14 protein-coding genes are annotated in these 13,000 nt (G+C 68.3%); 8 read left to right on the forward strand and 6 right to left on the reverse strand.

Translation table 11 applies throughout. The annotated features are described in order from the left end of the window. Positions 1-97 precede the first annotated feature (97 nt). Entirely contained in the window at positions 98-1,111 is a 1,014-nt protein-coding gene (locus ATI37_RS05510; RefSeq protein ID WP_117238526.1) for a radical SAM protein, read from the reverse strand. Positions 1,112-1,180: 69 nt separating this feature from the next. On the opposite strand from ATI37_RS05510, the gene purB reads away from it, so the two are divergent. Next, entirely contained in the window at positions 1,181-2,491 is a 1,311-nt protein-coding gene (purB, locus tag ATI37_RS05515) for an adenylosuccinate lyase (RefSeq protein ID WP_117237481.1), read from the forward strand. 148 nt (positions 2,492-2,639) lie between these two features. On the opposite strand, the gene ATI37_RS05520 is transcribed toward purB, so the two are convergent. After that, entirely contained in the window at positions 2,640-3,203 is a 564-nt protein-coding gene (locus ATI37_RS05520) for a Uma2 family endonuclease (protein ID WP_117237482.1), read from the reverse strand. Between the two features lie 70 nt (positions 3,204-3,273). Between ATI37_RS05520 and purC the strand changes: the two genes are divergently transcribed. From purC to purF, 6 genes are read left to right on the forward strand one after another with little or no spacing between them, the layout of a single operon-like run. Beyond that, positions 3,274-3,960, forward strand: coding sequence for a phosphoribosylaminoimidazolesuccinocarboxamide synthase (purC, locus tag ATI37_RS05525; RefSeq protein WP_117237483.1), 687 nt, complete (start codon positions 3,274-3,276; stop codon positions 3,958-3,960). A gap of 2 nt (positions 3,961-3,962) precedes the next feature. Further along, positions 3,963-4,217, forward strand: coding sequence for a phosphoribosylformylglycinamidine synthase subunit PurS (purS, locus tag ATI37_RS05530; protein ID WP_117237484.1), 255 nt, complete (start codon positions 3,963-3,965; stop codon positions 4,215-4,217). Then, positions 4,214-4,897 carry a phosphoribosylformylglycinamidine synthase subunit PurQ gene (purQ, locus tag ATI37_RS05535; protein WP_117237485.1) on the forward strand — a complete coding sequence of 228 codons (684 nt, stop codon included), beginning with the start codon at positions 4,214-4,216 and terminating at the stop codon, positions 4,895-4,897. Before purS ends, purQ begins: the two co-directional genes overlap by 4 nt. Continuing rightward, positions 4,894-5,607 (forward strand): HAD family hydrolase, encoded by a 714-nt coding sequence (locus tag ATI37_RS05540; protein ID WP_117237486.1) that lies wholly within the window; start codon positions 4,894-4,896, stop codon positions 5,605-5,607. The genes purQ and ATI37_RS05540 overlap by 4 nt, the downstream gene beginning before the upstream one ends. Beyond that, positions 5,607-7,790: a phosphoribosylformylglycinamidine synthase subunit PurL gene (gene purL, locus ATI37_RS05545; RefSeq protein WP_117237487.1), complete on the forward strand. Its 2,184-nt coding sequence runs from the start codon at positions 5,607-5,609 to the stop codon at positions 7,788-7,790. The genes ATI37_RS05540 and purL overlap by 1 nt, the downstream gene beginning before the upstream one ends. Continuing rightward, positions 7,777-9,168, forward strand: a complete 1,392-nt coding sequence (gene purF / locus ATI37_RS05550) for an amidophosphoribosyltransferase (protein WP_117237488.1) — start codon at positions 7,777-7,779, stop codon at positions 9,166-9,168. Before purL ends, purF begins: the two co-directional genes overlap by 14 nt. Here the strand turns inward: purF and ATI37_RS05555 are convergent. Both ATI37_RS05555 and ATI37_RS05560 read right to left on the reverse strand, forming a co-directional pair. After that, complete coding sequence (locus tag ATI37_RS05555; protein ID WP_117237489.1) at positions 9,165-10,766, reverse strand: dynamin family protein; 1,602 nt, start codon at positions 10,764-10,766, stop codon at positions 9,165-9,167. The genes purF and ATI37_RS05555 overlap by 4 nt on opposite strands. Then, the gene (locus ATI37_RS05560; protein ID WP_117237490.1) at positions 10,753-11,022 is read right to left on the reverse strand and encodes a hypothetical protein; all 270 of its coding nucleotides are present in this window, start codon (positions 11,020-11,022) and stop codon (positions 10,753-10,755) included. The genes ATI37_RS05555 and ATI37_RS05560 overlap by 14 nt, the downstream gene beginning before the upstream one ends. 47 nt (positions 11,023-11,069) lie before the next feature. Here ATI37_RS05560 and glyA point away from each other — a divergent pair, with 47 nt between their 5' ends. Next, positions 11,070-12,293, forward strand: coding sequence for a serine hydroxymethyltransferase (gene glyA, locus ATI37_RS05565; protein WP_117237491.1), 1,224 nt, complete (start codon positions 11,070-11,072; stop codon positions 12,291-12,293). Here glyA and ATI37_RS05570 read toward each other — a convergent pair. Continuing rightward, positions 12,290-12,694: a PIN domain-containing protein gene (locus ATI37_RS05570; RefSeq protein WP_117237492.1), complete on the reverse strand. Its 405-nt coding sequence runs from the start codon at positions 12,692-12,694 to the stop codon at positions 12,290-12,292. The two genes, glyA and ATI37_RS05570, sit on opposite strands and share 4 nt — an antisense overlap. Next, positions 12,691-12,939, reverse strand: coding sequence for an AbrB/MazE/SpoVT family DNA-binding domain-containing protein (locus tag ATI37_RS05575; RefSeq protein WP_117237493.1), 249 nt, complete (start codon positions 12,937-12,939; stop codon positions 12,691-12,693). The genes ATI37_RS05570 and ATI37_RS05575 overlap by 4 nt, the downstream gene beginning before the upstream one ends. Positions 12,940-13,000 lie beyond the last annotated feature (61 nt).

Consider the following 13,000-nt stretch of genomic DNA (forward strand, 5'->3'; position numbering starts at 1 on the left):
CCAGGACGGCCTCTTCCGAGCAGAGCCTCCCCTCCCCCCAACCCCGGAGGGCTTCGGGGCTAGCTTTGCCCTGACCCTTCCCTAAGGCCTACTCCGCCTAGGCCCAACCCCAGACACGGCCCACCCCCCGCCAGCGCCGGTCCAGCCGCCAAAGGCCCAGGGAGCGAGCCATGCGCCAGGCCGCCGCCATCTCCTCGGGCCCCACCTTGCGGCCGATCTCCCGGTAGCGGGGGTCCCCTTTGGCCTTCCAGGCGGGGTAGTACTGGTCCATGAGGTTCACGTAGGTGTCCCGGGAGAGCTCCGCCAGCCAGCGGAGGATGGCCTCGGTTTCCTCCAAAAGGCCCGGCATCACCAGGTGGCGCACCAGGACCCCCCGCACCGCCAGGCCGTCCTCGTCCACCTTGAGCTCCCCCACCTGGCGGTGCATCTCGGCGATGGCCCGGCGGGCCGCCTCGGGGTAGTCGGGGGCGAGGAGGTACCTGCGGCTTGGCCCCGGGCTCCAGAGCTTGAAGTCCGGCATGTAGACGTCCACCAGGCCCTCCAGAACCCCAAGGGACTCCAGGCTGTCGTAGGCGCTGGTGTTGTAGACCAGGGGCACCCTAAGGCCCATCTCCACGGCCAGGGGCAGGGCCTCCACCACCTGGGGCACCACGTGCTCCGGGGTCACCAGGTTGATGTTGTGGCAGCCCATCTCCTGGAGCCGGACCATGAGCCGGGCCAGTTCCTTGGGGGTGAGTTCCTCCCCCTCCCCCATCTGGCTCACCTCAAAGTTCTGGCAGAAGACGCACCGCAGGTTGCACCAGGAGAAGAAGATGGTACCCGAGCCCCCCCAGCCCCGGAGGACATCCTCCTCGCCGAAGTGGGGGAAGGCGCTGGCCACCCGGGCATACCGGCCTGTGCGGCACACGCCGAAGGCGTTCTCCAGGCGGTTCACCCGGCAACCCCGGGGGCAGACCCGGCAGGGGGAGGCCAGGTGGGAGAGGGCCTCCTCCACCTTCTCCCGAAGGCGCCCCTCCTCAAAGGCCTTGAGGTAGGCGGGGGCAAAGTCCTTGCGGGGGATGAGGAACCGCCCGCCCCCGTGGACCTCCCGCGGAACCCCCCAGACCGCCATCCCCATCCTCCCCTGGCCTCCTTCAGGGTACCGCAAAAGAAGGACCCCCGGGCCTGGTAGCCTAAGGCCATGATCGCCCGCTACCAGACGCCAGAGATGGCCGCCCTCTGGTCGGAGGAGAGCCGCTACCGCATGTGGGCCCTGGTGGAGGCCTACGCCCTCGAGGCCTGGGAGGCCCTGGGCCAGGTGCCCCGAGGTTTGGCGAAAAGGCTCTTGGAGAAGCTTGAGGAAAAGCCCCTCACCGAGGCCTTCGCCGGGAGGGTGGCCGAGATAGAGGCCTCCACCCGCCACGACCTCGTGGCCTTCACCCGGGCCCTCACCGAGTGGACCGGGGACGAGGAGGTGGGCCGCTACCTCCACCTGGGCCTCACCAGCTCCGACATCGTGGACACGGCGCAAAACGCCCTGCTGGTCAAGGCCCTGGACCTGGTCCTAGAGGAGCTAAGGGGGGTGGAGGAGGCCCTAGAGCGCCTCGCCCTCCGCTACAGGCACACCCCCGCCATCGCCCGCACCCACGGGGTCCACGCCGAGCCCACGGCCTTCGGCCTTCGCTTCCTCTCCTTCCTCGCCGCCTTCGCCCGGGACAAGGAGAGGCTAGGGCGGGCCAAGGAGACCATCGGCGTGGCCATGCTCTCGGGCTCCGTGGGCAACTACGCCCATGTCCCCCCGGAGGTGGAGGCCCACGTGGCGGGGAGGCTTGGCCTCCGCCCGGAGCCCGTCTCCACCCAGGTGGTCCCCCGGGACCGGCATGCCGAGGTCCTGGCGGCCCTGGCCATCCTGGGGGGGAACCTGGAGCGGGTGGCGGTGGAGCTAAGGCACCTCCAGCGCACGGAGGTCCTCGAGGTGGAGGAGCCCTTCCGGGAGGGGCAGACGGGGAGCTCCTCCATGCCCCACAAGAAAAACCCCGTGGGCCTGGAAAACCTCACCGGGGTGGCGAGGCTTCTCCGGGGCTACCTGGGGCCCGCCCTGGAGGACATCGCCCTTTGGCACGAGCGGGACATCTCCCACTCCTCTGTGGAACGGGTCATCCTCCCCGACGCCACCACCCTGGCCCACTACGCCCTGAGGCGGCTTAGGGGGATCCTCTTGGGCCTGGTGGTCCACGAGGAGAACCTATGGCGGAACCTGGACCTCACCCGGGGCCTGGTCTACTCCCAGGGGGTCCTAAACGCCCTCATCCAGAGGGGCCTCTCCCGGGACCAGGCCTACGCCATCGTCCAGCGGAACGCCCTAAGGAGCTGGGAGGAAAAGCGGCCCCTGGCCGAGCTTCTGGAGGAGGACCCGGAAAACCCCCTGAAGGGGGAGGCCCTCAAGGCCCTCTTTGACCCCGCCCCCTTCCTCCGGCACGTGGAGGCCATCTACGCCCGATTTGGCCTCTAAGTACCCCACCGCGGCTTTCGCCGCGGCGGGGGCCCCAAAAGTTCCCCCACAGTCCTGATACCCTCGGGGCCCCCATGCTGGCTTGCGCCAGCATGGGGTGGTATGACTTGGGCCTCCCATGTTGCGAAACCAAAGTGCGGGCACTTCGCTACCACAAAGGGGGGAGGTGAAGGCGGAAGCCCGGAAGCTCCGGCTCCAGGGAAACGGCCTCCACCCCTTGGAAGCGAAGAGGCTCCTCGTCGGGGCGGTAGACTTCCACCACCCGGGCGTAAGGGTCCACCAAAACCCCAAGCCGTGCCCCGTTCTTCAGGTAAAGGGCCATCTTGGACCTGAGCTCCTCCACGGCCTGGGAGGCGGAGCGAATCTCAAACACCGCCTTGGGCGCGATGGGGGGAAAACCCTCCCTTTCGGCCCCGGAAAGGGCCTCCCACACGGCCCGCTCCACGAAGGCGGCATTAGGGGAAAGAATGGAGCCATCGGGCAAAAGGAAGCCCGTGGAGGAGTCCAAGACCACGCCCAAGCCCTTCTCCTCGTTCCAGCGGGCCAGCTGATAGGCCAGTTGCAAGCTCCTCCGGCCGCTCTCTCCTCCTGTGGGACTCACCCAAAGCCTCCCTTCCGGCGAACGCTCCAGCTGGTACCCGGGATTGAGCTCGGAAAGGCGGCGGAGTTCCGCCTCGGTGATGGGGTGCGCCAGGTTTAAGACCAGGGCCATGCCTGCCCCCATTGTGGCACAGAGGGGCTTAGAATGGGGAGAAGGGGCCAAGCGCCCATCCAGGAGACCCATGGAAAAGCTCTACGAGGGCAAAGCCAAGATTCTCTACCCCGAGGGGGAAAACCTAAGGGTCTACTTCAAGGACGAGGCCACCGCCTTCAATGCTCAGAAGAGGGGCCTGATCCCGGGCAAGGGGGTGGTGAACAACAAGGTCTCCGCCTTCCTCTTCCGCCACCTCGAGGCCCACGGGGTGAAGACCCACTTCCTGAAGGAGCTCTCCGACCGGGAGATGCTGGTGCGGCGGGTGGAGATCCTCCCCCTCGAGGTCATCCTCCGCTACCGGGCGGCGGGGAGCTTCGCCAGGCGCTACGGGGTGGAGGAAGGCACCCCCCTCCAGGCCCCCCTGGTGGAGTTCTCCCTCAAGAACGACGCCCTGGGGGACCCCTTGATCTGCGAGAACGCCATCCTGGCCTTAGGGCTTGCGGAAGAGGGCGAGCTGGAAAGGGTCAAGGCCACCGCCTTAAGGGTGGGGGAGCTCCTCAGGGGTTTCTTCGCCCAAAGGGGCCTGGACCTTTGGGACTTCAAGCTGGAGTTTGGCCGCTATGGGGGGGAGATCCTCCTGGCCGACGAGATCAGCCCCGACACCATGCGGCTTCGGAAGGACGGGGAGCCCCTGGACAAGGACCGCTTCCGCAGGGACCTGGGCGGTGTGGAGGAGGCCTACCAGGAGGTGCTGAGGCGGGTTTTGGGGGGGTGAGGATGCCGAGATACCAGGCCACGTTGCTCATTGAGCTCAAGGAGGGAATCCTGGACCCCCAGGGCCGGGCGGTGGAAGGGGTCTTGAGGGACCTCGGCCACCCGGTGGAGGGCGTGCGGGTGGGGAAGGTGCTGGAGGTGGTCTTCCAGGAGGAGAATCTGCTAAAGGCCGAGGAAAGGGCCAAGGCCCTGGGCCAGCTCTTGGCCAACCCGGTGATGGAGACCTGGACCCTCGAGGCCCTAAAGGAAGTGCCATGAGGTGGGCCATCGTCCGCTTTCCCGGCTCCAACTGCGACGAGGACGCCCGCTTCGCCCTCAAGAAGGCGGGGATGGAGGCGGCGTTCGTCTGGCACACGGAGAAGGAGCTCAAGGGGTTTGACGGGGTCTTCCTCCCCGGGGGGTTTAGCTACGGGGACTACCTGCGCCCCGGGGCCCTGGCGGCCAAGAGCCCGGTCATGGAGGCCGTGCGCCGCTTTGCCGAGGAGGGCCGGTACGTGATCGGGGTCTGCAACGGCTTCCAGGTCCTCACCGAGGCGGGGATCCTCCCGGGGGCCCTCCTCGCCAACCTCAACCTCCACTTCACCTGCAAGGAGGTGGGAGTGCGGGTGGAGCGGGTGGACCTCCCCTTCACCCGGCTTTACGGGAAGGGGCAGGTCCTTAGGCTTCCCATCGCCCACGCGGAAGGCCGGTACTACGCCGACAGAGAAACCCTGGCCAGGCTTGAGGGGGAGGGCCTGGTGGTCTTCCGCTACGCCCCCCTAGGAGGGGAGGAGGACTACAACCCCAACGGAAGCCTCCACGACATCGCCGGCATCGTGAACAAAAGGGGGAACGTCCTGGGGATGATGCCCCACCCCGAGCGGGCCGTGGACGAGGTCCTGGGGGGGACCGACGGGCTCCCCTTCTTCCTGGGACTCGCGAAGGAGGTCGCGCGATGAAACCCAAAGCCATCACCTTTGACTTCTGGGGCACCCTCTTCACCGAGGGCCAGGCGTTCATGGAAAGGGTCATGCCCACCCGGTATGAGGTCCTCCTGGACGCCCTCTCCGAGGCGGGCCACCCCGCCGAGGAGGCCGAGGTGCGGGAGGCCTACCGCCAGGCCACCCTGGCCTTTGAGGAGGCCTGGAAGGCGGGAGAGCAGATGGGGGTCTACGACCGGGTGGCCCGCATCTTCGCCCTCCTCGGGGCCCCCCACGACCCCGGCCTCATCGCCCTCACCGCGAGAAGGCTGGAGGAGACCTCCCTCCTCGCCGACCTCGAGGCCCTCCCCGGGGTGGAGGTCCTGAAGGACCTGGCCAAGAGGTACCCCCTGGCCCTGGTCTCCGACACGGGGATGACCCCGGGCCGCCTCCTCCGGGAACACCTGAGGCGCCACGGCCTGGACGTTTTCCAGGCCTATAGCTTCTCCGACGAGACGGGCTTCGTGAAGCCCAGGCCCGAGGCCTTCCACGTGGCCCTCGAGGCCCTGGGGGTGGCCCCGGAGGAGGCCCTCCACGTGGGGGACCTGCCCCAGACGGACATCAAGGGGGCTTTTGGGGCGGGCTACCCCTTTGCGGTGCAGTACGTGGGCCTGAGGGAGGTGAACGGGGAGGTGCGGCCCACGGCCAAGGTCAAGGACCACCGGGAACTCCTTTCCCTCCTAGAGTGATGGAAACCCTAGCCCAAGCGATCGGCATCCCCGAGGGGGAGTACCGGGAGATCCTGAGGCGCCTGGGGCGCGAGCCCAACCGGGTGGAGCTCCTCCTCTTCAAGGTGATGTGGAGCGAGCACTGCGCCTACAAGAACTCCCGCCCCCTCCTCAAGGAGCTCCCCAAGGAGGGGGAGGCGGTCCTCCAGGGGCCTGGGGAGAACGCCGGCGTGGTGCGGATCGGGGAAGGGTGGGCCGTGGCCTTCAAGATTGAGAGCCACAACCACCCCTCGGCGGTGGAGCCCTTCCAGGGGGCGGCCACCGGGGTGGGAGGGATCCTCCGGGACATCCTGAGCATGGGGGCGAGGCCCATCGCCCTCCTGGACTCCCTGCGCTTTGGCCCCCCCACGGGCCCAAGAAGCCGCTACCTCCTCAAGGGGGTGGTCTCCGGCATTGCCTTTTACGGCAACGCCATCGGGGTGCCCACCGTGGGGGGGGACCTCTACTTCCACGAGGGCTACGGGGAAAACCCCCTGGTGAACGCCATGTGCCTGGGCCTCCTGAGGGAGGAAAGCCTGAAGAGGAGCCGGGCCTCCCTGGGCCGGCCGGTCTACTACGCCGGGGCCAAGACGGGCCGGGACGGGATCGGGGGGGCGGCCTTCGCGAGCCGCGAGCTCAAGGAGGAGAAGGAGGAGGACCGCCCTGCGGTCCAGGTGGGGGACCCCTTCCTGGGCAAGCTCCTCCTGGAGGCCACCCTCGAGGCCATAGAAGGGGACCTGGTGGAGGGCGTCCAGGACATGGGGGCGGCGGGGCTCACCAGTAGCCTCGCCGAACTGGCCCACAAGTCGGGCCTGGGGGTGGAGCTCCACCTGGACTGGGTCCCCACCCGGGAAGGGGGCATGGCCCCCGAGGAGCTCCTCCTCTCGGAAAGCCAAGAGCGCATGGTCCTGGTGCCCCGGGAGGGGAAGGAGGCCGAGCTGGAGGCGGTCTTCCGGAGGTGGGGCCTGGACTGCGTCCTCGTGGCCAGGACCATCCCGGAGAAGGTCTTCCGGGTCCTCCACCGGGGAGAGGTGGTGGCCGAACTCCCCACCGAGGCCCTGGCCGAGGCTCCCCTTTACGTGCGGGTGGGACGGGAGGACCCGGAGATCCGGGCCCTGAGGGAAACGCCCCTTCCCCCCCTAGAGGTGGACCCAAGGGAGGCCCTTCTAAGGCTCCTCGCCTCCCCCAACCTGGCGAGCCGGGAGGCCGTCTACGAGCGGTACGACCACCAGGTGGGGACCCGCACCGCCCTCCTCCCGGGCCGGGGGGATGCCGCCGTCCTCTGGGTGAAGGGGACCCGCCTGGGCATCGCCGCCAAGGTGGACCAGAACCCCCGCTATAGCCGCCTCGCCCCGCGCCTAGGGGCCATGCACGCCCTGGCGGAGGCTGCGAGGAACGTTTCCGTGGTGGGGGCCAGGCCCCTCGCCTACACCGATGGCCTCAACCTGGGGAGCCCCGAGACCCCTGAGGGTTACTACGAGCTCCAGGAGACCATCCTGGGTCTAAAGGAGGCCAGCGGGGCCCTGGGGATCCCCGTGGTCTCTGGCAACGTCTCCCTTTACAACGAATCGGGGGGCAGGCGCATCCCCCCCACGGCCATGGTGGGGGTGGTGGGGGTCCTGGACGTGGAGAGGCGGGCGGAGATGGGCTTTAGGCGGCCGGGGGAGGCCATCCTCCTCATCGGGGAGGAAAGGGGCCATTTCGGGGGGAGCGAGGCCCTCTACGTCCTCCTGGGCCTCGAGGCGGGAAGCCCCCCGCCCATTGACTGGGAGCGTGAGAGGAAAGCCCAGGAGGCCATCCGCAGGCTCATCGGGGAGGGCCTAGTGAAGACGGCCCACGACGTGGCCGAAGGGGGGCTTCTGGTGGCCCTGGCGGAGATGACCTTCCCCTACGGAGTAGGGGCCACGGTGGAAATAAGGGAAAGGGGCCTGGAGGCCCTCTTCGGCGAGGCCCCAAGCCGCATCCTCTTCACCGTGGCCAAGGAGGGCCTGCGGGAGGCCACCCTCCTCCTGGAGGCCATGGGCCTCCCCTACCGGGTCCTGGGGGAAACCGGGGGGAAGACCCTCACGGTCCTCACCCCCGAGGGGGTGCTAGAGTGGGGTGTGGAGGCGCTCAAGGCTGCCTGGAAGACCCCCTTGCAGGAGGTTTTGGATGGACAAGCCTAAAGAGGAGTGCGGAGTCCTAGGACTCTACAGCGAGACCCCTTTGGACGTAGCGGGGTTGCTGTACTTAGGCCTTCTCGCCCTCCAGCACCGGGGGCAGGAGGCTGCGGGGATCGCCGTCAGCGACGGCGAGGCCTTCGTGGTGGAGAAGGAGTTGGGCCTGGTGAACCAGATCTTCACCGAGGAGCGCCTCTCCCGCCTCCGCCTTCCCGGAGCCCGCCTGGGGATCGCCCACGCCCGCTACTCCACTACGGGCTCCAACCTCCGCTTCAACGCCCAGCCCCTCACCGCCCGCACCGCCCACGGGGTCCTGGCCATCGCCCACAACGGCAACTTCGTGAACGCCAAACCCCTCAGGGACCGCCTCCTCCTGGAGGGGGCCACCTTCCAGAGCACCACGGACACCGAGGTCATGCTCCTCCTCCTGGCCCGTCTGGGCCGCCTGCCCCTACCCCAGGCCGCGGCCGAGGCCATGAAGGCCCTGGAAGGGGGCTACTCCATCCTCCTCATGGACCGGAGGACGCTCCTTGCCCTCCGCGACCCCCACGGGGTGCGCCCCCTGGTCCTCGGGAAGGCCCCCTGGGGCTACGCCTTCGCCTCCGAGCCCCCGGCCCTCAACCTCCTCGGGGCCGAGTACGTGAGAGACGTGCGCCCCGGGGAGGTGGTCTGGGTGGAGGAGGGGAAGCTGAGGAGCCTCCAGGTCCTTCCCCCAGACCCCACCCCTTGCGCCTTTGAGTGGATCTACTTCGCCCGGCCCGATAGCCTCCTGGACGGCATAGAGGCCTACCAGGCCCGGGTCCGCATGGGCGAGGAGCTCTTCCGGGAGGCCCCGGCGCAGGCGGACATCGTGGTCCCCGTGCCCGACTCCGGCATGGGGGCTGCGGTGGGCTACGCCAGGGCCTCTGGCCTCCCCCTGGAGTACGGCCTCTACAAGAACCCCTACGCCGGGCGCACCTTCATCCAGCCCACCCAGGAGCTCAGGGACCTGAAGACCCGCCTCAAGCTCGCCCCCACCTCGGCGGTGAGGGGCAAGCGGGTGGTCCTCATCGACGACTCCATCGTCCGGGGCACCACCAGCAAGCGCATCGTGGGAATGCTGAGGGAGGCGGGGGCCAAGGAGGTCCACTTCCGCGTCAGTAGCCCCCCCATCCGCTTCCCCTGCTACTACGGCATAGACACCGCCGCCAGGAAGGAGCTCATCGCCGCGGAGAAGAGCGTGGAGGAGATCCGGGCCTACATCGGGGCCGACTCCTTGGCCTTCCTCTCCGAGGAAGGGGTCAGGCGGGCCATCAGGGGACCGGTTTGCCTGGCCTGCTTCAACGGCCGCTACCCCGCCGGAGTGCCCGTGGAGGGGGAAAAGCTCGCCCTAGAGCTGGGCTAGAGGGCGGAAGCCTCCGCCTCGAGGCGGTCCAGGGCCCCGAGGCGGTCCTCCAGGGCCCGCAGGCGCTGGGCTAGGGCCTCGCACCGGTCCCGGTAGAGGGCCTGGAAGCGCTCCGCCCCCCGGGCAAGACCCGCCTCCAGGGCCTCCTCGAGGGCCCTCCGCACCGCAAGGAAAGCCTCCTCCAGCCGTTGGGAAAGGAGCCTCTTGCCCCTTTCCTTCCGCCTGGGCAGGATGGAGAGGGCCAGGAAGGCCACGAAAAAGCCCGCCAGAAGCCCCATCAGGTCCGCCAGGAGCCCTTTGAGGACCAGGACCAGGGCCGCTCCCAGGCCAAGCCCCCCCGCTCCCCCAGCCAGGGTGCGCACCACGGCTTCCTGGGCCAGGCCGGAGAGCCTCATGGCCTCCTCCTCGGGGTTGAACCGCCCGAGCGCCTCTTCGAGGGAGGCGAAGAGGGGTTCCTCCCCCCGGGGGAGCGGGCGGGCCTCCTTGAGATAGGCCAGGGCGTCCAGAAGGAGCTCCTCCTCCCTGCGGGCGAGCCACCGAAGGGCCTCCCCCACCGCCCGCTCCAGCCGGGCGCCCGCGTCCTGAACCACCTCCCTCTGGAAGGCCTCCCGAAAGGCCTTGGCGTTTAGCAGGTCCGGCAGGCGGGCCAGGCGCACGGTCTCTTCCAGAAAGCGGTGGCCCCGCCCCTCCACCTCCCGGAACACCTGGGCCACCAGGGCCACCTGTCCGGCGAAGTCGCGCCGCACCCGGGCGGCGTGCCGTTGGAGGAGGTCCTCCAGGGCCTCGCAGGTGGCGAGGGCTTTCAACAGCTCCTCCCGCTCGGCCCCTAAGGCCCCCTTGCCCTCCTGGAGGAGGCGGGACAGCACCCCTAGGGCCCCCCCGAGCTTTAGGCGAAGGGCCTTCCCCGCCAGGGTCTTGGCGATGTGGGCCCTCAGGGCCTCCAGGCCTGGGTCCCCGCCCTCCTTGGCCCGGCGGGCGGAGACGAGGAACAGGGGTACCTCCGCCCCCAGGACCTCCCTAACCCCCTGGGCCACGTAACGGGCCACCGCCTCCTGGTCCCCGGGGGCGAGGAGGTCCACCTTGTTCACCACCAGGAGCACCTTCTTCCCCCAAGCCCGGATGAGGTGCAAGACCTCCGCCTCCGAACGGGTGAGGGGGCGGTCAGCGCTGGTGACGAAGAGCACCAGGTCGGCCCGGGGCAGGAAGCCCTCCGTGAGCACCTGGTGACTTTCCATGAGGGCGTTGGTGCCGGGGGTGTCCACCAGGTTGAGCTCCCGGAGAAGAGGGTGGGGCCGCCAGAGGCGGAGGAAGCCCTCCCCCCTCTCCTCCCCCCCTTCCCCGTGGGCCAGAAGCTGGATGCGCTCTGTGGTAGGGGTAGGCCCCTCGGGGAGGAGGTCCTCTCCCAAAAGGGCGTTCACCAGGGTGGATTTACCCGAGTTGAACTCTCCCACCACCACGAGGAGGAAGGGGCCTTCCAGGTCCAAAAGGGCCTGGCGCAAGGGGCCCGTGTCCACCGGGGTACGGGCCAAAAGCTCGAGCCCCCGGGCCAGCACGGCCCGCACCCCCTCCTTCCTCCGCTTGGCCTCAGCCTCGAGCATGCCGCCTCGGCAAGAGGCTTACGGCCAGGCCGAGAAGGAAACCCACCAGCAAAAAGGCGAGGGCAAAGGCCCCTGTGGAGACCAGGTGCCAGCCGAAGAACCAGTAGCTGCACACCGCGTACCGCTCCACCTGGACCCGGACCAGCTCAGGGAGATCACGGCTGGTGGTGAAGTTGATAAGGATGGTGACGACAAGCAACACCGCTAAGACGAGGATCACGCCCCACTTGAGAAGGTTCCAGACATCGCCCCTCATGTCTCTAGCTTATCAGCCCCTCCCCCTGGAGGGCCTATAATCGGGCTATGATCACGACCACCCTAAGGGACGAGGCCCTCTTTAGGCTTATCGCTCTGGAGGAGAAAAGGCAAAGGGAGGGGCTAGAGCTCATCGCCAGCGAGAACTTCGTCTCCCAAGCGGTGCGGGAGGCGGTGGGCAGCATCCTCACCAACAAGTACGCCGAGGGCTACCCGGGGGCCCGGTACTACGGCGGGTGCGAGTTCGTGGACCAGGTGGAGGCCCTGGCCATAGAGCGGGCCAAGGCCCTTTTTGGGGCAGCCTGGGCCAACGTCCAGCCCCACTCCGGCTCCCAGGCCAACATGGCCGTCTACATGGCCCTCATGGAGCCGGGGGACACCCTGTTGGGCATGGACCTGGCCGCAGGCGGCCACCTCACCCACGGGGCCAAGGTGAACTTTTCCGGGAAGCTTTACAAGGCGGTCTTCTACGGGGTGAACCCGGAGACGGAGCGGATTGACTTCGAGGAGGTGCGAAGGATCGCCCTAGAGCACCGCCCCAAGGTCCTCGTGGCGGGGGCCAGCGCCTACCCGAGGGTCTGGGACTTCCAGGCCTTCCGCCAGATCGCCGACGAGGTTGGGGCTTACCTGGTGGTGGACATGGCCCACTTCGCCGGGCTGGTGGCGGCGGGCCTCCACCCCAACCCCGTGCCCCACGCCCACGTGGTCACCAGCACCACCCACAAGACGCTTCGGGGCCCCCGGGGCGGCCTCATCCTGAGCCAGGACCTGGAGCTCGGCAAGAGGATAGACAAGCTCATCTTCCCCGGCATCCAGGGCGGCCCCCTGGAGCACGTGATCGCCGGCAAGGCCGTGGCCTTCTTTGAGGCGATGCAGCCTGAGTTCCAGGAGTATAGCCGCCTGGTGGTGCAAAACGCCAAGCGCCTGGCGGAGGAGCTGGCCCAGCGGGGCTACCGCATCGTCACCGGGGGCACGGACAACCACCTCCTCCTGGTGGACCTCCGCCCCAAGGGCCTCACGGGCAAGGAGGCGGAGGAGAGGCTGGACCAGGTGGGGATCACCGTCAACAAGAACGCCATCCCCTTTGACCCCAAGCCCCCCAGGGTCACCTCGGGGATCCGCCTCGGCACCCCGGCCATCACCACCCGGGGCTTCACCCCCGAGGAGATGCCCACGATCGCTGACCTCATAGACCGGGCCCTGACCCAAGGCCCCTCGGAGGCCCTAAGGGAGGAGGTGCGGCGCCTGGCCCTTGCCCACCCCATGCCCTAGGGTTTTACCCCGCGGATGAAGTCCCCAGGAGTGAGGACCTTTAGGGGCAGGTCCTCCCGGGCCATGAGGGGGGCGAAGTGGCGCAGGTCTCCCGTGAGGAGGTGGGTGGCCTGGGCAGCCACCGCCGCCGCCAAAACGGGCATGTCCTTCTCCGGTAAAAGGCCCTCCATCCAAGGCTCGGGTTGGGCCTCGGGAACCAGCCTGATCCACTTCAAGATGGCCCTCAGGGCCTCGCGCCTCTCGGGAACTTTCAGCTCAACGTTGCGCCACGCCTCAAAGTAGCAGAAGGCACTGGTAAGTAAGCGAAGGCGGCCTCTTTTGGCCACCTCCAGAATGGCGTTAAAAACCGGCCCTCCAAGGGCCATGGAGAAGAGGGCGTTGGCATCAAGAAACACCCTCACTCCAAGCCCCACGCCTTGAGAAAGGCCGTGACCTCCTCCGGAGTGGCCTCGGCGGCCTTGCGGAACTCCTCCAGCCTTTCCTCACTGTAAACCTCGTAAGTAAGGAGAAGGGCGGGTTCCAGCACGAGCCTACCCTCCTCCACCTTTAGGAGGAGGACATCCCCGGGCTTTAGGCCCAGCTTCTCCCGGACCTCCTTGGGCAGGGTGATCTGGCCCCGGTAGGAGAGGGAAAGGGGGATCGTCATACCTTCAGTATAGCGGAAAATCCGCATGTCCCAAAGGGAGCGGGAAGGTCCTACAATGAAG

This window comes from Thermus sediminis (assembly GCF_003426945.1).
Classification (GTDB): domain Bacteria; phylum Deinococcota; class Deinococci; order Deinococcales; family Thermaceae; genus Thermus; species Thermus sediminis.

Coding starts and splice junctions, on each gene's coding strand:
- ATI37_RS05510 (WP_117238526.1), bottom strand. CDS start 1,111: ATGGCGGTCTGGGGGGTTCCGCGGGAGGTCCACGGGGGCGGGCGGTTC.
- purB (WP_117237481.1), top strand. CDS start 1,181: ATGATCGCCCGCTACCAGACGCCAGAGATGGCCGCCCTCTGGTCGGAG.
- ATI37_RS05520 (WP_117237482.1), bottom strand. CDS start 3,203: ATGGCCCTGGTCTTAAACCTGGCGCACCCCATCACCGAGGCGGAACTC.
- purC (WP_117237483.1), top strand. CDS start 3,274: ATGGAAAAGCTCTACGAGGGCAAAGCCAAGATTCTCTACCCCGAGGGG.
- purS (WP_117237484.1), top strand. CDS start 3,963: ATGCCGAGATACCAGGCCACGTTGCTCATTGAGCTCAAGGAGGGAATC.
- purQ (WP_117237485.1), top strand. CDS start 4,214: ATGAGGTGGGCCATCGTCCGCTTTCCCGGCTCCAACTGCGACGAGGAC.
- ATI37_RS05540 (WP_117237486.1), top strand. CDS start 4,894: ATGAAACCCAAAGCCATCACCTTTGACTTCTGGGGCACCCTCTTCACC.
- purL (WP_117237487.1), top strand. CDS start 5,607: ATGGAAACCCTAGCCCAAGCGATCGGCATCCCCGAGGGGGAGTACCGG.
- purF (WP_117237488.1), top strand. CDS start 7,777: ATGGACAAGCCTAAAGAGGAGTGCGGAGTCCTAGGACTCTACAGCGAG.
- ATI37_RS05555 (WP_117237489.1), bottom strand. CDS start 10,766: ATGCTCGAGGCTGAGGCCAAGCGGAGGAAGGAGGGGGTGCGGGCCGTG.
- ATI37_RS05560 (WP_117237490.1), bottom strand. CDS start 11,022: ATGAGGGGCGATGTCTGGAACCTTCTCAAGTGGGGCGTGATCCTCGTC.
- glyA (WP_117237491.1), top strand. CDS start 11,070: ATGATCACGACCACCCTAAGGGACGAGGCCCTCTTTAGGCTTATCGCT.
- ATI37_RS05575 (WP_117237493.1), bottom strand. CDS start 12,939: ATGACGATCCCCCTTTCCCTCTCCTACCGGGGCCAGATCACCCTGCCC.